Source organism: Streptomyces sp. NPDC039480 (assembly GCF_055597165.1).
Genome location: NZ_JBVITX010000002.1, coordinates 712,802 through 731,267, shown reverse-complemented (window position 1 = coordinate 731,267; position 18,466 = coordinate 712,802). Strand labels below are relative to the sequence as shown.

Below are 18,466 nucleotides of genomic sequence, written 5' to 3'. Positions count from 1 at the left end.
CGACAGCGGGCGAAGCCGGTACAGACCCGCTACACAACCGCGAGATCCGGCGGACGTTCACTCCTCGCGGGCGGCGGGAAGGTGGGGCAGCCGACCGGCCGCGACCACCCCTTCGAGGTAGCCTCGCGCCCGCTCGGTGCGGGGATAGGCCTCCAGGAGCCGCCAGAAACGGGGTCCGTGGCCGGGGACGAGAAGGTGGGCGAGCTCGTGGACGAGCACGTAGTCCACGACGTATTCGGGCATGCCCTGCAGCCGGTGCGAAAGGCGGATGCTGCCCTCGGCCGGGGTGCAGGAGCCCCAGCGCGTGTTCTGGTTCGTGACCCAGCGAACGGAGGCCGGCCTGGCGCGGCCGCCGAAGTACTGCTCGGACAGCCGTCCTGCGCGCTCGGCGAGCTCCGCGTCGCCGAGCAGCCGCTTGCTCTCCTGGGCGGCGAGCTTGTCGAGCATCACGTTGACCCAGCGCTGCTCTTCCGCCTCGGACATCCGGGCCGGGATGAGGACGACGGTGCGGTCGCCCTCCCGGTACGCGGAGACCGTTCTGCGGCGGCGGGCGCTCCGTCTGACCTCGACCGCGCTGGCCACCGCACCGGACGGTGACGGGCTGGTCGTGCTGCGCTGTGGAGCTCCGGCGCGACGCGCTGAGGTCTCCCCAGCGACGCGAGGGGACGGGTCGGCGGGCACGCCCCGACGTTACCCGCTGGGCATGGGGGAAGTCCCGCCTCCGGGACGGTTCGGCGCTGTTCCGCTCCCTGTGCGTTTGATTAGTACGACTGATTAGTACGACTAACACCCACCGCCTGTGGACAACGCGACGCGGGCATCCGGTGAGGCGGGCATTCTGGCATTCGATCGGCGCGGCGGACGGGACCGCGACGACCGGCCGACGGGGGACGACCATGACGACAGCGACGACGACCGTGACGGGCACAACGGCAGCGGCAGCAGCAGCGGCGACGGCCATGCACCCGATCCTGAAGCCCGCCCTGCGGCGCGGCTGGCGGGACCTGAGCACCGTGCAGTTCGGGGTGGCGCCCGCGCACGCCCTGGTACTCGGCCCGATGGACACGGCGACGAGCAGCTTTCTGACTCTTCTGGACGGCACTCGCGGGGTGCCGCTCCTGCGCGAGGAGGCCCGGCGGATGGGGCTGCCGGACGGGCATGTGGACAGACTCCTGGGCGAGCTCTCGCGGGCCGGCCTTCTCGACGACTCGACGGGCGGCGGCCCCGCGGCGGACGCGCTGCGTGAGCGGGGCGAGGTCATGGACCGGCTGCGGGCCGATCTGGCCTCGTTGTCGCTCCTCTCCCCCGAGCCGGGTGACGCGATGGCCAAGGCCGCGGCGCGGCGTGCCATGCGGGTCCAGGTGCGGGGCGCCGGGCGGGTCGGCGCCGTGGTGGCCTCCGTGCTTGCGGGCGCGGGCGTCGGCCGGGTCGATGTGCTGGACGGCGGGCATGTGCAGCCGTGGGACGTCGCGCCGGGCGGCCTGCCCGCCGAGTCCGTCGGGGAGCGCAGGGACACGACCGCGCGCCGGATCGTGCGTCGGTCGGCACCCGGCCGACCACCCCGGCGGTCCACCGAGCCCGAGGGGGCGGGGGGCCTGTCCCTGGTGATCATCGCCCCGAGGGACGGCCTGGACGCATACGCTCCCGCGCCCGCCGCCGCCGAGGAACTGCTCGCCTCCGGCACCCCCCATCTCTACGCGGGAGTGATCGAGGGGACGGGCGTGGTGGGCCCCCTGGTCCTGCCGGGGACGACCGCGTGTGCCGAGTGTCTGTTCCGGCAGCGCGCGGACCGCGATCCCACCTGGCCCCGGATGCTGGCCCAGTGGCGCTCCGGGCCCGCGCGACAGGTGCCGGCGTGCGACCTGGCCCTGTCGACCTCGGTCGCCGGGCTGGCGGCGGGGCACGCCCTCGCCTTCCTGGACAGCGGTTCGTCGGCCGGTGCGGGGGTGCGGTGGACGGCCTCCGTCCCAGGATTCGAGTGGCACTCGAGCCCGATTTGGCCGCATCCATCATGCTCTTGTGGGGCCGGTGTGTCCGTTAAGGGGGATCGGCCCACCGCTGACACGAAGCCGCACGCAACAATGGCGGGGTAACCGCCTGACAAGGCGCGGCTGTCTGGGACTTGGAGGGGCGCATGTCTGATCTTCCCCGGAAGGCAGTCACCCGTACTGCCAAACTGGCCGCGCTGCCACTCGGCTTCGCGGGGCGCGCGACCTGGGGGCTCGGCAAGCGGATCGGGGGCAAGTCGGCGGAGATCGTGGGGCGCGAGCTGCAGCAGCGCACGGCGGAGCAGCTCTTCAAGGTCCTCGGCGAGCTGAAGGGCGGCGCCATGAAGTTCGGGCAGGCGCTGTCCGTCTTCGAGTCCGCGCTGCCGGAGGAGGTCGCCGGGCCGTATCGGGCGGCGCTGACGAAGCTCCAGGAGGCGGCGCCCCCGATGCCGACCCGCACCGTGCACTCCGTTCTCGAGGAGCGGCTCGGCGAGGACTGGCGGGAGCTGTTCCTGGAGTTCGAGGACAAGCCGGCGGCCGCGGCGTCGATCGGGCAGGTCCACCGGGCCGTGTGGGCGGACGGCCGTGAGGTGGCGGTCAAGGTCCAGTACCCAGGAGCGGGCGAGGCGCTGCTCTCCGACCTCAACCAACTCAGCCGGTTCGCCCGCCTCCTGGGGCCGCTGATTCCGGGAATGGACATCAAGCCGCTCATCGCGGAGCTGCGCGACCGTGTCTCGGAGGAGCTCGACTACGCCTTGGAGGCGCAGGCCCAGCAGGCGCATGCCGTCGAGTTCGCGGACGACCCCGACGTGGTGGTGCCGCAGGTGGTGCACCAGAGCGAGGAGGTCCTGGTGACCGAGTGGATGGACGGGACGCCCCTCTCGGAGGTGATCGCCGACGGCACGAAGGAGCAGCGCGACCGGGCGGGCCAGCTGCTGGCCCGCTTCCTCTTCTCCGGCCCGACGCGCACGGGGCTGCTGCACGCCGACCCGCACCCCGGCAACTTCCGCCTGCTCCCCGACGAGAAGGACGGTTACCGCCTCGGTGTCCTCGACTTCGGCACGGTCGACCGGCTGCCCGACGGGCTGCCCCCGACCATCGGCAGGTCGCTGCGGATGACGCTGGAGGGCGAGGCCGACGCCGTCTACGACATGTTGCGCGAGGAGAACTTCGTCAAGGAGTCCGTCGACCTGGAACCGCAGGCGGTGCTCGACTATCTGCTGCCGATCATCGAGCCCCTGGCGGTGGACGAGTACACCTTCACCCGTGCCTGGATGCGCAAGCACGCGGCCCGGCTGGCCGATGTCCGCTCCCCCGCCTACCAGTTGGGCCGCTATCTGAACCTGCCCCCGGCGTATCTGCTGATACACCGCGTGACGGTGAGCACGATCGGGGTCCTGTGCCAGCTGGGTGCGACGGTGCGGATGCGGGACGAGCTGGAGGAGTGGCTGCCCGGCTTCGTGGAGGAGTCCGCGGAGATCGGGGAGGACGGGGAGATCGAGGAGTCCGAGGAGATCGAGGAGGGCAGCGCGGCGGTGGAGGCCTGAGCCGCGGGGGGTTCACCACCAGTCGGAGTCGAGGCGTCCTTCGATTGCTCTGATGTTCTCCCGTGCGCAGGCGTCGCAGAGGTAGTGGCGGGCGCCGTTCTCCACGGAGCAGGTCCAGGTCGGTGGCGTGCCTTCGGCGACCGTGCCGCAGCGGGAGCAGACGACGTTCACTGTCTCCTCGGGCCGGGAGTTCTGCTGTTCCACCGGGCGACCATATCGCCGCTTCCGGACGTTCGGTGAGTACAACGCACTGCGGGGGCCGGTCCGTTCGGACCGGCCCCCGTGAGTATCTGCCAGCGCGCCGAAGCGCCTTCGTGGCTCTTACTGCATAACCGCCAGGGCGAGCGCGCGCCGGGCACGCAGCGAGGCGCGCTCCGCGCGGCGCTGCATACGGCGGGCCGCCATCAGACGCGCGGCCGGGCGTTGAGCCTCGGCCTCACGCATCCGTTCGTGCATATGCGCACGAGCCATGGCTTCTGGGATGAGTTGCATCTCTCGGGTCCTGTTCTGGCGCGAGACGTGCGCGCCGGTGGTGGTGAAGTCCGGGGTCGCGGAGCCTGCGGGCTCGCGGGTGGCTGCCTTCATCGGGGCCTGCTTCTTGGGGTCGTGCGTGAGGGGACGGTCGATGGTTCCGGCGGTGTTCATGCGACGACCGGGTTCTTGCGCGGGCGGCCACGGGGCCGCTTCCGGGCGACGACGACGCCCTGGACGAACAGCTCGCCGCCCCAGACGCCCCACGGCTCACGCCGCTCCTTGGCGCCGGCGAGGCAGGCCTCCATCAGCGGGCAGGTGCGGCAGAGAGACTTGGCGTACTCGACGTCGGCCGGGGACTCGGCGAAGAAGACCTCAGGGTCGTAGGCCCGGCAGGGAACGGGTACGCCGAGGTTCTCGATGGCGTCGTCGAGCGCGGTGAGCGCGGTGAGGGGAGTCAAGGTCGGGTCCTCCGTGGGTGCGGGCGGGGGGAGCGTCTGTGAAGGCGGTACGGACGGGGCGTGCGCTTCGAGTTGCACGGTGGTGTTTTCCTCGTCTGGTCGTGCCGGCCTGGGTCGGCCGGTTGGCGGCTGGTACCGGGTCTTGCTGTCGGCCCCTTCGCTCTGTCTCCCTGTTTTGGGGAAAACAGAAGGGCCGCGGATCCCGGGTGGGGTTCCGCGGCCCTGAAGGCGCCGGTCTGATCGAGGATCAGACTGGATCACTCCAGGGTTCGAGCCCACGGAAGGCCCACATCATGTGGTGCTGCGTCGTCTGCTTCCGGAATCCGGCACCGGCTGCCGCAAAGGCATAGGCCTGGGCCTGCGCCTCCGCTACTGCTGCTTCCGGTGCCTTGGTCGGTCGCTCATTGCCTTCATTGGCCACGCTGACGCGAAGGCCGGCGAGAGGCATGGAGGCGGACAGCGGACGCACGGCGGGGATGCCGCCGGACAGACCGGTGCCCTGGTTCGAGAAGCCGAGCAGGCAGGAAGCGACGACCGAGCGATCGGTCATTTTCGCGGTGCTGATGAAGCTCTCGTTGATGCTGATCACTGGAAATCGCCTCCTCTCGGCGTCTAGGGGATCGACCGGAACCGATCCTGCGGACTGTCAAGTACAGCACGGAACCGGGCTTCGGAGAAGCCGCCGTTTCCGTGTTAAGAACCTATGGGTCTTCGTCGCGCATGCGCAAACTATTTTTTCGACGAGTTTGAATCATTCGCCATCGGCGCCCCTTACAAGCTCCTGACCTGCACAGATGGCGAGGACGTCGGCTCCGAAGCGGTGAAACTTACGGACCCCGACTCCGGGGATGCGGGCCAGCTCGCCCTCGTCTTCCGGCACGGCCTCCGCGATCGCGATCAAGGTCTTGTCCGTGAAGACGCAGTAGGCGGGCTGTCCCAGCTCCCTCGCCTGGCCGGACCGCCACTCCCGCAACCGCTCGTAGAGCCCCTCGTCCATGTCGGACGGGCAGTCCTCGCACCGCAGGAGCTTCAGCTCGCCCGCGTCGGTCAGGGTCCGGCCGCAGACCCGGCAGCGGGCCGGGGTGCGGCTCCTGCGCTGCCGACGCCCGACCGCGGTACCGGTCCCCTCGCCGCCGCCGCTGCCGCGCTCGACGCCACCGGGGCCGCCGCCCGCGGCCCGGGCCGCAGCGCCCGCTCCGGAGCCCGGGCGCAGGCCGTCCAGGAAGCGGCTGGGCCGGCGGTTCGGACGGCCGCCCGGCGAGCGGGAGAGCGCCCAGGAGAGGGAGAGGTGGACGCGGGCGCGGGTCACCCCCACATAGAGGAGGCGGCGCTCCTCCTCAATCTGCTCGTCCGTCTTGGCGTACGTGATCGGCATCATGCCCTCGGCGAGGCCCACCAGGAACACGGCGTCCCACTCCAGGCCCTTGGCCGCGTGCAGCGAGGCGAGGGTGACGCCCTCGACGGTGGGCGCGTGCTGGGCGTTCGCCCGCTCGTCGAGCTCGGCCACCAGGTCGGCGAGGGTGGCCTCCGGTCTGGCCCGTGAGAAGTCCTCGGCGAGCCGCACCAGCGCGGCCAGGGACTCCCAGCGGTCGCGGACCGCCCCGGAGCCGGCGGGCGCCTCGGTCGTCCAGCCCTTGGTGGAGAGCACGGCACGCACCTGCGAGGGCAGGTCGACGACGTCGTCCAGCAGCGCGTCGTTGCCCCCGAAGCGGGCCGCGCCGCGCAGGGCCGCGCCCGCTTCGCGCACCTCGGTGCGCTCGAAGAACCGCTCGGCACCGCGGAGCTGATAGGGCACGCCCGCGTCGGCGAGGGCCTGTTCGTAGATCTCCGACTGCGAGTTCGTACGGAAGAGGATCGCGATCTCGCTGGCGGGGACGCCGTCGGCGAGGAGGGCGCGGATGCGGCGGGCGGCGCCTTCGGCTTCGGCCGGCTCGTCCGCGTACTCCACATAGACCGGCTCGGTGCCGGGGTCGCGCTGGGAGATCAGCTCCAGGCGGTGGTCGGCGGCGCGGCCGCGGGCCTGGGAGAGAAGGCCGTTGGCCAGGTGGACCACCTGGGGGGTGGAGCGGTAGTCACGGACCAGCTTGACGACCGTCGCCCCTGGGTGGCGGGCGCGGAAGTTCAGCAGGTGGTCGGGGGTCGCGCCGGTGAAGGAGTAGATGGTCTGGCTGGCGTCGCCGACGACGCAGAGGTTGTCCCGCTCGCCGAGCCACAGCTCCAGGAGGCGCTGCTGGAGCGGGCTCACGTCCTGGTACTCGTCGACGACGAAGTGCTGGTACTGGGAGCGGACCTGTTCTGCGATGTCGTGGCGGTCCTGGAGGATGCCGACGGCGAGCAGCAGCACGTCCTCGAAGTCGATCACGGCGCGGTCGCGCTTGAGGTCCTCGTACGCGGCGTAGAGCTGGGCGATCTCTGCGGGGTCGCGCGGGATGTCGCGGCCCGACTTGGCGGCGGCCGCCGCATAGTCCGAGGGGACGGTCTGGGTGACCTTGGACCACTCGATCTCGCTGGTGAGGTCGCGCAGCTCATTGCGGTCGAGGCGGATGCGGCAGGCGGCGGCCGCGTCCGCGACGAGCTTGATCTTGCGGTCGACGATCCGGGGCAGCGGGCCACCGACTGCTTTCGGCCAGAAGAACTGGAGCTGGCGCAGGGCCGCGGAGTGGAACGTCCGGGCCTGGACGCCAGAGGCGCCGAGCTGGCGGAGGCGGCCGCGCATCTCGCCCGCGGCGCGGTTGGTGAAGGTGACGGCCAGCACACTGGCGGGCTGGAGCATTCCGGCGCGCACCCCATAGGCGATCCGGTGCGTGATCGCCCGCGTCTTGCCGGTGCCCGCGCCCGCCAGGACGCACACCGGCCCGTGCAGGGCGGTGGCGACCTCGCGCTGCTCCGGGTCGAGCCCGTCGAGCACCGCGTCAGGGGAGTCCGGGACCTGCGGGAAGAGGGTGGAGTGCGTTGCTGATGTCACCCAGCCAGCTTGCCAGGTCGCAGGGGGCGGGTGAGCCGGTTGTCCACAGGGATGCGTCACCGGTCGTACTAATGCGGGAATGGTGGCCGTGTCGCGTACGTTCGATCCATTGCGATGACGCACCCCGAGCAACGAAGGAGCACACGAGACATGCCGGGCACTGTGACGATGTACAGCACGACGTGGTGCGGCTACTGCCGCCGCCTCAAGGGCCAGATGGACCGAGAGGGCATTGCGTACACCGAGGTCAACATCGAGCACGACCCGGACTCCGCGGCCTTCGTCGAGAAGGCGAACGACGGGAACCAGACGGTTCCCACCGTTCTCTTCCCGGACGGCTCGACGCTCACGAACCCGTCGCTGGCGCAGGTCAAGCAGAAGCTGGCCGTCTGAGCGCTTTAGCCGACGGTCCCCGGCTTCGGCAGGGGCTTGCCGTACCAGAGCTCGATCAGCCGGGCCGCAATCGAGATTCCGTAGGGAGGCAGGACCTCCCCGGACTCGAATGCGGCCCGCAGGTCTTCCCGGGAGAACCAGCGGGCCTCGTGGATCTCCTCGCCGTCGACGTTGATCTCCGAGGAGGTGGCGTCGGCCATGAAGCCCAGCATCAGGCTGGAGGGGAACGGCCAGGGCTGGCTCGCGACGTACTCCACGTCGCCGACCGTGACGCCCGCCTCTTCGAAGACCTCGCGCCGCACCGACTGCTCGATGGACTCCCCCGGCTCGACGAAGCCCGCGAGGGTGGAGAAGCGTCCTTCGGGCCAGTGCATCTGGCGGCCGAGGAGGATGCGGTCCTCGCTGTCCCTGACCGCCATGATCACGGCGGGGTCGGTGCGCGGGTAGTGCTCGGCGCCGCAGGCCTGGCAGCGGCGGATGTGGCCCGCCGCCGCGATGATGGTGCGCTCACCGCAGCGTGAGCAGAAGCGGTGCAGCCGCTGCCAGTTCTCCAGGGCGACGGCGTGCACCATCAGGCCCGCGTCCCGGGGGGAGAGCAGGAGCCCCGCCTCACGCAGTCCTGCGGGGCGCGCCGACTGGTCCATGCGGCCCGGCAGGGTGTCCTTCTGGAGCGCGAAATAGCTGACGCCGTCGTCGCCCGTGCCCAGGAAGTAGCGGTGCTCCTCGGTGAGCGGCGCTTCGAAGGACGGCGTCATCACCAGTTCGGTGTCGCCCTCGGGCGTCTCGTCGATGAGCACCTGGCCGCCGGAGACCACGAAGACCCGGGTCGTGGGGTGGCTCCAGGCGGCGGCCAGCCACGCCTCGTCCATGCGGTGGTGCGCCGCGCGGTCGATGCCGCTCTGCGCGGTCAGCGAGATGGGCCGGTCTGCGGTGCGGTCGGTCCAGGTGGTCACAGGTGCTTCCAACTCCCCCGATGGAATGGGTTGTTCGGCGGGACGGGTCCGGCGGTCGGGCGGCTCTCAGTGTGCATCGCGCCAGTTCTCCGCGAGGTCGCCCCACAGGTAGGCGGTGGTTTCGACGCCCTTCAGGAGCAGATCGATCTCGACCTTCTCGTTCGGCGCGTGCCAGCCGTCGGAGGGGACGGAGATGCCCAGGAAGAGCACGGGCGCGCCGAGGACGTCCTGGAGGTCGGCGGCCGGTCCCGAGCCGCCCTCGCGCGTGAAGCGGATCTTCTGCTCGAAGGCACGGCCCATCGCCCGCACGACGGACTGCAGGGCGGGGTGGTCGAGCGGGGTCAGGCACGGGCGCGTGGCGGCGCTGAAGGTGACCGTGTGGCGGATGCCGGCGGGGACGCGGTCGGCGGCCCAGGCGCGCACGGCCTTCTCCACGTGGTCGGGGTCCTGGCCCGCGACCAGCCGGAAGGACAGCTTCACCAGGGCGGACGACGGGATGATCGTCTTGCTGCCCACGCCCTGATAGCCGCCTCCGATGCCGTTGACCTCGGCGGTGGGGCGGGCCCAGATGCGCTCCAGGGTGGTGTGCCCTGTCTCGCCGCGGGTGCCGTGGGACTTGGCCGTGCTCAGCCAGCGTCCCTCGTCGAAGGGCAGCTCGGCGAAGAGTTCCCGCTCACGGTCGGTGAGCTCGACGATGCCTTCGTAGAAGCCGGGGATCGCCACGCGCGCGTGCTCGTCGTGGAGGGCGGCGACGAGGCGGGCGACCTCGGTGGCGGGGTTCGGCACGGCGCCGCCGAAGGAGCCGGAGTGGATGTCCTGGTCGGGCCCGTGCAGCTGGATCTCGCACTCGGCGAGGCCGCGCATGCCCGTGCAGACGGTCGGGGTGTCCTCCGACCACATGCCGGTGTCCGAGACGATCACCGCGTCGGCGGCGATGCGGTCCTTGTGGGCCTCGATGAGCGCGCGGAAGTGCGGGGAGCCGGACTCCTCCTCGCCCTCGACGAGCAGCTTGAGGTTGACCGCGGGCGCCGTGCGGCCGGTGGCGGCGAGGTGGGCGCGGACGCCGAGGGTGTGGAAGAAGACCTGGCCCTTGTCGTCGGCCGCCCCGCGCGCGTAGAGACGCTTCCCCTGGACGACGGGCTCGAAGGGGTCGGTGTGCCAGCCGTCCTCGCGGGCCGCGGGCTGCACGTCGTGGTGGCCGTAGACGAGGACGGTGGGGGCCTGCGGGTCGTCGGAGGGCCACTCGGCGAAGACGGCGGGGGCCCCGGGCGTCTCCCAGACCTCCGCGGTCGGGAAGCCGGTCTCCTTGAGCGCGGCGGCGAGCCAGTCCGCGCTGCGGCGCACGTCCCCGGCGTGGTCGGGCTGCGCCGACACGGACGGGATGCGCAGCCACTCGGCGAGGTCGTCGAGGAAGGCGGCACGGTGGTTCTCGATGTACGTGCGGACGGCGCTGTCCGGTGTCTCGCTCATGGTCACGAGCCTATCCGCCATCCGGGGCGGGCTCGTCCGGCGGTTCGTCACCCGGGACGCCGGCCGGCTCCTCCTGGAGGAGGCGCTCCAGCCGGGCGCGGCCCGGGAGGTCCCTCGGGCGGGCGACCTCTCCGCTGCGCACGTAGAGGAAGGCGGCCTTGACCGACTCCAGGGGGACGCCCTGCTGCTCGGCCCAGGCCAGGCGGTACACGGCGAGCTGGAGGGGGTCGGCGGTGCGGGTGCGGCTGGTCTTCCAGTCGACGATCTCGTACGTCGTGTCGGCGCCGTCACCTTCCTTGTAGACGGCGTCGATGCGGCCCCTGATGACGCGGCCCGCGATCACGAACTGGAAGGGGACCTCGACGCGGTAGGGCGCGCGCCGGGCGTACTCGGTGCGCTCGAATGCCTCCTTGAGGGCCTCGAGGTCCCGCTCGTCGGCGATCTCGGCCTCGTCCGGGGCGCCGCCCGGCAGGTCTTCCGGAAAGTGCATGGGCAGGGTGAGCTCTTCGAAGCGGGACTCGATCCAGGCGTGGAAGCGGGTGCCGCGGCGGGCGGCGGGCTGCGGCGGGCGCGGCATGGGGCGGGCGAGGTCCCGTGCGAAGCCCTCGGGGTCGGCGGCCAGGCGCATCAGCTCGGACGCGGTGAGCGAGGGCGGCACAGGGATGTCCCTGACGGTTTCGCGGGCGCGCAGGAGCTCTCCGGCCAGGGCGTCCAGGTCGCGGTCCCAGGAGGCGAGGGTGCGGGCTTCCTCCGGGGTGAGCTCCGGGGCGGGGCGGGTTGCGGGCTCCTCCTCCGGGGCGGGGTGCGGGCGGGCGTCGTGGCGGGGTGCGGGGAGCGTTACGTGCGGGTGGCCGCCCTCGTCCGGGGCGTGGGGGTGCGTGGCTTCGGCGCCCGGTATGTCCGCGGGGTGCGGGACCGTGGGGCGTTCCGTCGCCAGGGAATCCCAGTCCGCCGGGTCGACGTCGGGGAAATCCGCTTCTCCGTAGGCGGCTTCTCCGTAGGAGGCTTCTCCGTAGACCCCTTCTTCGTAGGTGCCTTCTTCGTCCTCCGGAGGGGGTGGCCAGTCGGGGTGTTCGGCCAGGGGTACGTCGTCGTGCGCCGACGGGTGGGTCTCTTCGTGGGAGCGGGCGGGCTCGGGGGTGCCCTCTCCTGTGAGGCGGTCCAGGTGGGCGAGGACCGTCTGTGCGGCGGCGCGGCGGCGGGTCAGGGAGGCGTCGTCCAGCGGGAGGGGCCATGCCTGGTCGGCCGTCGCCTCGTGGAGCGCGGGGTTCTCCTCGTACTCGGCCGGCGCGTCCGCCCAGGCCTCGATCTCGCCGTGGCCGGCCGCGCAGTGGTCGTGCAGGGCCTGGAGGAAGTCCGAGGGGCCGCGCGGCTTCTTCTGGGACGGCCCCCACCAGTGGCCCGAGCCGAGCAGCAGGGAGCGGGGGCGGGTGAAGGTCACGTAGCCGAGGCGGAGCTCCTCGGTGCGCTGGTGGTCCTTCATCGCTTCGTGGAAGGCCTTCATGCCCTTGGCGTCCCACGCGTCGATGTCGGGCAGCGTGGCCGCGTCGCCGCGCAGTTCGTGGGGCACCACCTTGGCCTGCGCGGTCCACTTCTCGCGGCCCTGGGCGCTCGGGAAGGTGCCGCTGACCAGGCCGGGGACGGCGACGACGTCCCACTCCAGGCCTTTGGACTTGTGAGCGGTGAGCACCTTGACGGTGTTCTCGCCGCCCGGCAGGGCGTTGTCCAAGCCCTTCTCGTACTGCGCGGCGGTGCGCAGGAAACCGAGGAAGGCGAGGAGTGACGCACCGCTGTCGTTCGCCGCGAAGGAGGCGGCGACGTCCAGGAAGTTGGACAGGGTCTCGCGGCGGCGGGCCGCCAGGGCGCCCGGTGACGCGGAGAGCTCGACCTCGAGGCCGGTCACGGCGAGCACGCGGTGCAGCACGTCCATCAGCGGGTCGGCCAGTGACCGGCGCAGCTCGCGCAGTTCCGCGGCGAGCCGGGCGAAGCGCACTCTGGCCTCCGCCGAGAAGGGCAGTCCGTCGTCCCGTCCGGAGGTGTCGTCCGGGTCGAGGGGGGACTCCAGGAACGTGTCCAGCGCGTCCGCGAGCGATATGACCTCGGCCGGGTCGACTCCCTCGACGGCTTCGGCGAGGCGGCGGTCCGGGTCGTCCGGAGCGGTGTGTCCGGGGCGGACGAGGAGGCGGGCCCTGCGGCCGAGGAGGGCGAGGTCGCGGGCGCCGATGCGCCAGCGCGGGCCGGTCAGGAGCCGCACCAGGGAGGCGTTCGCCCCCGGGTCCTGGAGGACTTCGCAGACGGCGACGAGGTCGGCGACCTCGGGGAGGTGCAGCAGTCCGGAGAGGCCGACGACCTCCACCGGGATGTCGCGGGCGACCAGCGCGGACTGGATCTCGGCGAAGTCCGTGGCCGTGCGGCACAGGACGGCGATCTCGCCGGGCGCCTTGCCGGTGCGGACGAGGTGGCCGATCGAGTCGGCGAGCCAGTCGATCTCCTCGGCGTGCGTGCGCAGCAGGGCGCAGCGCACCACGCCGTCGCGCTCGGCGCCGGGCGCGGGCCGGAGGGCCTCCACGCCCGCGTGCATGGCGCGCAGGGGCTCCGCGAGGCCGTTGGCGAGGTCGAGGAGGCGGCCGCCGCTGCGGCGGTTCTCGCTGAGCGCGTGGCGGGTGGCGGGGCGGCCGTCGGCGTACGCGAAGTGGTCGGGGAAGTCGTCGAGGTTCGCCACGGAGGCGCCGCGCCAGCCGTAGATGGCCTGGCAGGGGTCGCCGACGGCGGTCACCGGGTGGCCCGTGCCGCCGCCGAACAGGCCGGACAGGAGGATGCGCTGGGCGACGGACGTGTCCTGGTACTCGTCGAGGAGGACGACGCGGAATTCGTCCCGAAGGATCTCGCCGACCTCGGGGCGGGTGCGGGCCAGCGTCGCGGAGAGGGCGATCTGGTCGCCGAAGTCGAGGAGGTCGCGGGAGCGCTTGGCCGCGCGGTAGTGGCCGACGAGCTCGGCCAGCTCGAGGCGGGCCGCGGCCGTCTCGGGGACCTTGCGCAGGTCGGCGTTGGTGAGCTTGGCGCCTTCCAGGGCCCGCAGCAGTTCGCTGTCGTACGCCCGGAGGCGCTCGGGCCGCACGAGGTGCTCGGCGAGCTCGCTGTCGAGGGCGAGGAGGTCGCTGACGAGGTCCGGGAAGGAGCGGGTCAGCGCGGGGTAGGGCCCGGGGGCCTCGCGCAGCACGCGCGCGGCGAGCTGGAAGCGGGTGGCGTCGGCGAGGAGGCGGGAGGTCGGCTCCAGGCCGATGCGGAGGCCGTGGTCGGTCAGGAGGCGGCCGGCGAAGGCGTGGTACGTCGAGATGACCGGCTCGCCCGGCGGGTTGTCCGGGTCGACCGCGTCGGGGTCGGTGACGCCCGCTCTGATCAGCGCCTGGCGCACGCGCTCGGCGAGCTCCCCCGCCGCCTTGTTCGTGAACGTCAGGCCGAGGACCTGCTCGGGGGCGACCTGGCCGGTGCCGACGAGCCACACGACGCGGGCCGCCATCACCGTCGTCTTTCCCGACCCCGCTCCGGCCACGATCACCTGCGGGGCGGGCGGCGCGGTGATGCAGGCCGTCTGCTCCGGGGTGAACGGGATGCCGAGGAGCTCTTTGAGCTGCTCGGGGTCGGTGATGCGAGGTGACACGTCAGAGAGGCTAGCGGTGGCCACTGACATCCGGGGCGGACCCGGACGCGGGTGGCCACCGCCCGCTCATGGGGTGTGCGGGTCAGGAACCGGCGGAGAGCTTCTTCGGGTCGACGACGTCCTTGGCCGGCGGGGCCTTGACGTCGACGGGCTTGCCGTAGCCGCCGAAGGTGACCGAGCCCGGGTCGTCGCTGCCCTTGTTCTCGACCTTCAGGAAGTAGGGCTTGCCCTCCATGGCGACGAAGAAGGTGGTGGTCTCCTTGCCCTTCTTCTGGGTGAGGACGGCGGCCTTCTTGCCGTCGACCTCGGCGTCGTCCTCACGCTTCAGGTTCTTGAGCTTGTCGGACTTGAACATGTCGTCCGGGTTGCAGACGCTGTCGTCCTCGCCGGGCGACTTCACCCAGCGGCCCTTGAGGAGTTCGGCCGTGCTGCCGCCGCCCTTGGCCTCCCAGAACTTGTCGTCGGCCTTGACGTACGAGGTCGTGCCGATCGAGAGGAACTCGGCGGTGCCCGACTTCGGCGAGCCCATCGTGCCCTTGCAGTCGCCGGACTCGGCGACGGCGAACTCGATGTTGTTCACCTGGCCGTCCTGCTTCGCGTGGCCCTTCATCGTGAAGGAACCGGCGTCCTTGGAGGCCTTGGAGGCCTCGTCGGCGATCTTGTCGGCGCTCATCCCGTCGAAGGGGTCCTTGTCGCCGCTGTCGCTGCTGCAGCCGGTGACGCCGATGACGGCGGCGGCACACGCCGCGGCCACGGCCAGGAGCTTCCGGTTGGCTGCCATATACGTGCATCTCCTCGAAAAGGTGCACCCTCAGCCGGTGCACAGCATGTCTTTACGGAGACTTTAGATTGCTTCCGGGGCTGCTATGTCCTCGGGTGACGCGACGTGACAATGACCACGGGTGCGACGGCCGGGTCACTCCACCACATGGCGGCCTTCCGGGCGTGCGCTGCACGAGGCGCGGAAGGCGCAGTGGGTGCAGTGCTGGCCCGTGGTGGGCGTGAAGCGTTCGTCGAGGACCTTGCCCGCGGCCGTCGCGAGGAGGTCACCGATCCACTCTCCGGAAAGGGCCTCCTGCGCCTGCACCTTGGGGAGGGCGTCACCGCCGTTCTTCTTGGCGGCGGCCTGGCGCAGCTGCACCAGTTCGGCGCCGCCCGGTTCGGGGCGTACTCCTTCGAAGAGCTCGTCCGCGGCGCCCTCGCGGACTGCCAGCTGGTAGACGGCGAGCTGCGGGTGGCGGGCGACCTCGGCGGCGGTCGGGGACTGCTTGCCGGTCTTGAAGTCGACTACGTAGGCACGGCCTTCGGCGTCCTGTTCGACACGGTCCATGGAGCCCCGCACGCGTACTTCGTAGGGACCGGCTTCCAGAGTGACGTCGAAGTCGTGCTCGCTGGCGACGGGGGTGCGGCTCGCGCGGTCCATCACATGCCACTGGAGGAAGCGCTCCAGCGCCACGCGCGCGTGCTCCTTCTCCTGCGCCGACTTCCAGGGGGCGTCGAACGCGAGCGCGTCCCACACGGAGTCGAGGCGTTCCATGAGGACGTCGAGGTCGGCCGGGGTGCGCCCGGAGGCCACCTCGTCGGCCAGGACATGCACCACATTGCCGAAGCCCTGGGCGGCGGTCGCGGGGGCGTCCGCCTTCACCTCGCGGCCGAGGAACCACTGCAGGGAGCAGGTGTTGGCGAGCTGGTCGAGTGCGCTGCCGGAGAGCACGACGGGCTTGTCGCGGTCCCTCAAGGGGACCTCGCTCGCCGTCGGTTCGTACATGCCCCACCAGCGGTAGGGGTGCGCGGCCGGCACCAGGGGGCGGCCGTCGGCGTCGCTGAGCGCCGCGAGGCGGGCCAGGCGCTGGGCCGCCGCCTCGCGCAGGCTCTCGGAGACCCGCGGGTCGACCGTGGTGGCGCGCAGCTCCGCGACGAGCGCGGCGACGGACAGGGGGCGGCGCGGACGGCCCGTTATGTCCTTCGGCTCGACGCCGAGTTCGGTGAGGAAGCGGGACGGCTGGTCGCCGTCGTCCGCCGGTGCCTTCACCGCGGTCACGACGAGGCGTTCACGCGCGCGCGTGGCGGCCACGTAGAACAAACGGCGCTCTTCGGAGAGGAGCGCCCCGGGCGTCAGCGGTTCGGCGAGGCCGTCGCGGCCGATGCGGTCGGCCTCCAGGAGCGAGCCGCGGCGGCGCAGGTCGGGCCAGAGGCCTTCCTGGACACCCGCGACCACGACGAGGCGCCACTCCAGGCCCTTGGAGCGGTGCGCCGTCATCAGCCGTACGGCGTCGGGGCGGGCCGCCCGGCGCGTGAGGGTGTCCGCGGCGATGTCCTGCGCCTCGGTCTCCTCCAGGAAGTTGAGGGCGCCGCGTCCGCCCGTGCGCTCCTCCGCGCGGGCCGCCGCGGCGAACAGGGCGCACACCGCGTCGAGGTCGCGGTCGGCGTTGCGTCCTGCCGCGCCGCCGCGGCGCGCGGTGCGCTCCAGGCGCGTGGGCCACGGCGTGCCGTCCCACAGCTCCCACAGCGCCTCCTCGGCGGTGCCGCCGCCCGCGAGGCGCTCACGGGCCTTGCGGAGCAGCGCGCCGAGCCGCTGGGCCCCTCGGGCGTACGTCGGGTCGTGCGCGACGAGCCGCTCCGGCTCGGCGAGGGCACGGGCGAGGAGTTCGTCGGAGGGCGGCGGCAGGTGATTGCCCGCCGCACGCTCCTCCTCGCGCAGGGCGCGCCCCAGACGCCGCAGGTCGGCGGCGTCCATGCCGGCCAGCGGGGAGGTGAGCAGATCGAGAGCGGTCTCGGTGTCGAGCCAGGCGGGGGTGGTGGTTTCCGTGGCGGCTTCCACGCCGGCTTCCGCGCCGGCTCCCGCGCCCGGGGGTGCTGCTTCCACACCGGAGGCGGCGGCGTCCGTGCTCTCCGGAGAGGCCGTCTCCGTATCGGCATCAGCCGTCGCCGTATCAGCCGTCTCCGGAGTGGCCGCCGAAGCAGCCGCCTCCGCATCGGCCGTCTCCCCGTCAGCCGTCTCCGAAACGACCGCCGTCGCCACCACCCGCAGCGCCGTCAGCAGCGGCGTCACCGCCGGCTCGTGGCGCAGGGCGATGTCGTCGCCGTCGATCTCCAGGGGGACACCGGCCGCGCTGAGGCTGCGCCGGACCGCGGGGATCGTGCGGGCGCCCGCACGGACCAGGACCGCCATCTCGCCCCAGGGGACACCGTCCTCGAGGTGCGCGCGGCGCAGGATGTCCGCGATGTTGTCGAGCTCCGTGCCGGCCGTCGGATACGTGTACACCTCGACGCGGCCGCCGCCCCTGACCGGTGCAAGCTCCCGGTGGGCCCGCACCTTCTCCGCGGGCAGCCTGGTCAGCGGCATGCGCCGGGTGAGCAGCCGGGTGGCCGCGAGGAGCTGCGCGCCCGACCTGCGGGACGTCGTCAGGACCTCGACCGGCGCCGGGCGGCCGTCCGCGCGCGGGAAGTCGTGCGGGAACTCCAGGATGCCGTTCACATCGGCGCCCCGGAAGGTGTAGATCGACTGGTCCGGGTCGCCGAAGGCGACGAGGGTGCGTCCGCCGCCGGCCAGCGCGTGCAGCAGCCGTACCTGGGCCGGGTCGGTGTCCTGGTACTCGTCCACGAAGACCGCGTCGTACTGCGCGCCGAGCGCCCGCGCCACCTCGGGACGGCGCGCGAGCAGCACCGCGCGGTGCACCAGTTCCGCGTAGTCGAGCACTCCTTGCAGGTCCAGTACGTCCAGGTACTCGGCGAGGAAGGCCGCCGCCGCGCCCCAGTCGGGCCGTCCGCTGCGGCGGGCGAAGGCGTCCAGGGCGTCCGGGCCGAGGCCAAGCTCACGGCTGCGGGCGAGGACCGCGCGGACCTCGTCGGCGAAGCCGCGGGTGGTGAGGCAGGCACGCAGCTCGTCCGGCCAGCGGATGTGACCGTGGCCCTTCTGCGCGAGGTCGATCTGGCCCGCGAGCAGTTCGCGTACCGCCACGTCCTGTTCGGGTCCCGACAGGAGCCGCAGGGGCTCCACGAACAGCTCGGCGTCCTGGTGGGCGCGGACGAGGGCGTAGCAGAAGGAGTGGAACGTGGTGGCCTGTGGGGCGTTCGCCGCCCCTATGCGCAGCGCCATGCGGTCGCGCAGCTCCACAGCGGCCTTGCGGCTGAAGGTGAGCACCAGGATCCGCGCGGGGTCGCCGCCCTCGGCGACACGCGCGGCGACGGCCTCCACGAGGGTGGTCGTCTTGCCCGTGCCGGGCCCGGCCAGGACCAGCAGCGGTCCGTTCCTATGGTCAACCACACCCCGCTGACCTGCGTCCAAGCGAGGGGGAGCCAACGGTTCCAGCGGTGTGCGCACCAGTCGGTAGACGTCCCGGGTCCCCTGTCGTACCGGGTGGTGCGACGGGTGCCGGATGTGCCGAGTGGAAGAGGGGGAGCTCACGTGGGTCGCCGGTCCTGGTGGGTGTGCTGGTCGATGAGCGGCCGCGCGGTGGCCGCGGGGTGAGGGGGACGCGTGCTGTCGACGCTACGCCAGTGGGCGCGGAGGACGCGTGGCTTCCCCCGTACGGACCACCGGTCCCCCGCCGGGCC

Annotated in this window: 14 protein-coding genes; 3 read left to right on the top strand and 11 right to left on the bottom strand. The window is 72.3% G+C overall.

The genetic code is table 11. The features are described 5' to 3' along the window. Positions 1-57: 57 nt before the first annotated feature. A complete protein-coding gene (locus ACZ56E_RS09370; protein ID WP_468609083.1) occupies positions 58-681 on the bottom strand; it encodes a M48 metallopeptidase family protein in 624 nt (207 codons plus the stop codon). Positions 682-959: 278 nt separating this feature from the next. Between ACZ56E_RS09370 and ACZ56E_RS09365 the strand changes: the two genes are divergently transcribed. Both ACZ56E_RS09365 and ACZ56E_RS09360 read left to right on the top strand, forming a co-directional pair. Then, positions 960-2,093 (top strand): TOMM precursor leader peptide-binding protein, encoded by a 1,134-nt coding sequence (locus tag ACZ56E_RS09365; RefSeq protein ID WP_471213141.1) that lies wholly within the window; start codon positions 960-962, stop codon positions 2,091-2,093. Positions 2,094-2,134: 41 nt separating this feature from the next. Beyond that, positions 2,135-3,535, top strand: coding sequence for an ABC1 kinase family protein (locus tag ACZ56E_RS09360; RefSeq protein ID WP_471212667.1), 1,401 nt, complete (start codon positions 2,135-2,137; stop codon positions 3,533-3,535). A 12-nt stretch (positions 3,536-3,547) separates the two neighbouring features. On the opposite strand, the gene ACZ56E_RS09355 is transcribed toward ACZ56E_RS09360, so the two are convergent. The 5 genes from ACZ56E_RS09355 to ACZ56E_RS09335 form a co-directional block, all read right to left on the bottom strand. Then, entirely contained in the window at positions 3,548-3,739 is a 192-nt protein-coding gene (locus tag ACZ56E_RS09355) for a hypothetical protein (protein ID WP_471212666.1), read from the bottom strand. Positions 3,740-3,856: 117 nt separating this feature from the next. Then, positions 3,857-4,180, bottom strand: a complete 324-nt coding sequence (locus tag ACZ56E_RS09350; protein WP_471212664.1) for a hypothetical protein — start codon at positions 4,178-4,180, stop codon at positions 3,857-3,859. Beyond that, positions 4,177-4,545, bottom strand: a complete 369-nt coding sequence (locus ACZ56E_RS09345) for a WhiB family transcriptional regulator (RefSeq protein ID WP_055565619.1) — start codon at positions 4,543-4,545, stop codon at positions 4,177-4,179. Before ACZ56E_RS09345 ends, ACZ56E_RS09350 begins: the two co-directional genes overlap by 4 nt. Positions 4,546-4,714: 169 nt before the next feature. Further along, a complete protein-coding gene (locus ACZ56E_RS09340) occupies positions 4,715-5,056 on the bottom strand; it encodes a hypothetical protein (protein ID WP_471212662.1) in 342 nt (113 codons plus the stop codon). A 162-nt stretch (positions 5,057-5,218) separates the two neighbouring features. Then, on the bottom strand, positions 5,219-7,492 hold the full coding sequence (locus ACZ56E_RS09335; protein ID WP_471212659.1) for an ATP-dependent DNA helicase UvrD2: 2,274 nt from the start codon (positions 7,490-7,492) through the stop codon (positions 5,219-5,221). A 90-nt stretch (positions 7,493-7,582) separates the two neighbouring features. Between ACZ56E_RS09335 and ACZ56E_RS09330 the strand changes: the two genes are divergently transcribed. Then, positions 7,583-7,825 carry a mycoredoxin gene (locus ACZ56E_RS09330; protein ID WP_398300955.1) on the top strand — a complete coding sequence of 81 codons (243 nt, stop codon included), beginning with the start codon at positions 7,583-7,585 and terminating at the stop codon, positions 7,823-7,825. A gap of 5 nt (positions 7,826-7,830) precedes the next feature. Here the strand turns inward: ACZ56E_RS09330 and nudC are convergent, their stop codons facing one another. From nudC to ACZ56E_RS09305, 5 genes are all read right to left on the bottom strand, one after another. Continuing rightward, positions 7,831-8,778 carry an NAD(+) diphosphatase gene (gene nudC / locus ACZ56E_RS09325; RefSeq protein WP_471212657.1) on the bottom strand — a complete coding sequence of 316 codons (948 nt, stop codon included), beginning with the start codon at positions 8,776-8,778 and terminating at the stop codon, positions 7,831-7,833. Positions 8,779-8,844: 66 nt separating this feature from the next. After that, positions 8,845-10,248, bottom strand: a complete 1,404-nt coding sequence (locus ACZ56E_RS09320) for a dipeptidase (protein WP_471212655.1) — start codon at positions 10,246-10,248, stop codon at positions 8,845-8,847. A 10-nt stretch (positions 10,249-10,258) separates the two neighbouring features. Beyond that, entirely contained in the window at positions 10,259-13,909 is a 3,651-nt protein-coding gene (locus ACZ56E_RS09315; RefSeq protein ID WP_471212653.1) for a UvrD-helicase domain-containing protein, read from the bottom strand. 82 nt (positions 13,910-13,991) lie between these two features. Then, positions 13,992-14,690 (bottom strand): hypothetical protein, encoded by a 699-nt coding sequence (locus ACZ56E_RS09310; RefSeq protein ID WP_471212650.1) that lies wholly within the window; start codon positions 14,688-14,690, stop codon positions 13,992-13,994. Positions 14,691-14,825: 135 nt separating this feature from the next. Continuing rightward, positions 14,826-18,317, bottom strand: coding sequence for an ATP-dependent helicase (locus ACZ56E_RS09305; protein WP_471212648.1), 3,492 nt, complete (start codon positions 18,315-18,317; stop codon positions 14,826-14,828). Positions 18,318-18,466 lie beyond the last annotated feature (149 nt).

What these genes read in the sequence shown, in the direction of transcription:
- ACZ56E_RS09365 (WP_471213141.1), top strand. Translation starts at nt 960, where the DNA reads ATGCACCCGATCCTGAAGCCCGCCCTGCGGCGCGGCTGGCGGGACCTG.
- ACZ56E_RS09360 (WP_471212667.1), top strand. Translation starts at nt 2,135, where the DNA reads ATGTCTGATCTTCCCCGGAAGGCAGTCACCCGTACTGCCAAACTGGCC.
- ACZ56E_RS09350 (WP_471212664.1), bottom strand. Translation starts at nt 4,180, where the DNA reads ATGAACACCGCCGGAACCATCGACCGTCCCCTCACGCACGACCCCAAG.
- ACZ56E_RS09330 (WP_398300955.1), top strand. Translation starts at nt 7,583, where the DNA reads ATGCCGGGCACTGTGACGATGTACAGCACGACGTGGTGCGGCTACTGC.
- ACZ56E_RS09320 (WP_471212655.1), bottom strand. Translation starts at nt 10,248, where the DNA reads ATGAGCGAGACACCGGACAGCGCCGTCCGCACGTACATCGAGAACCAC.
- ACZ56E_RS09310 (WP_471212650.1), bottom strand. Translation starts at nt 14,690, where the DNA reads ATGGCAGCCAACCGGAAGCTCCTGGCCGTGGCCGCGGCGTGTGCCGCC.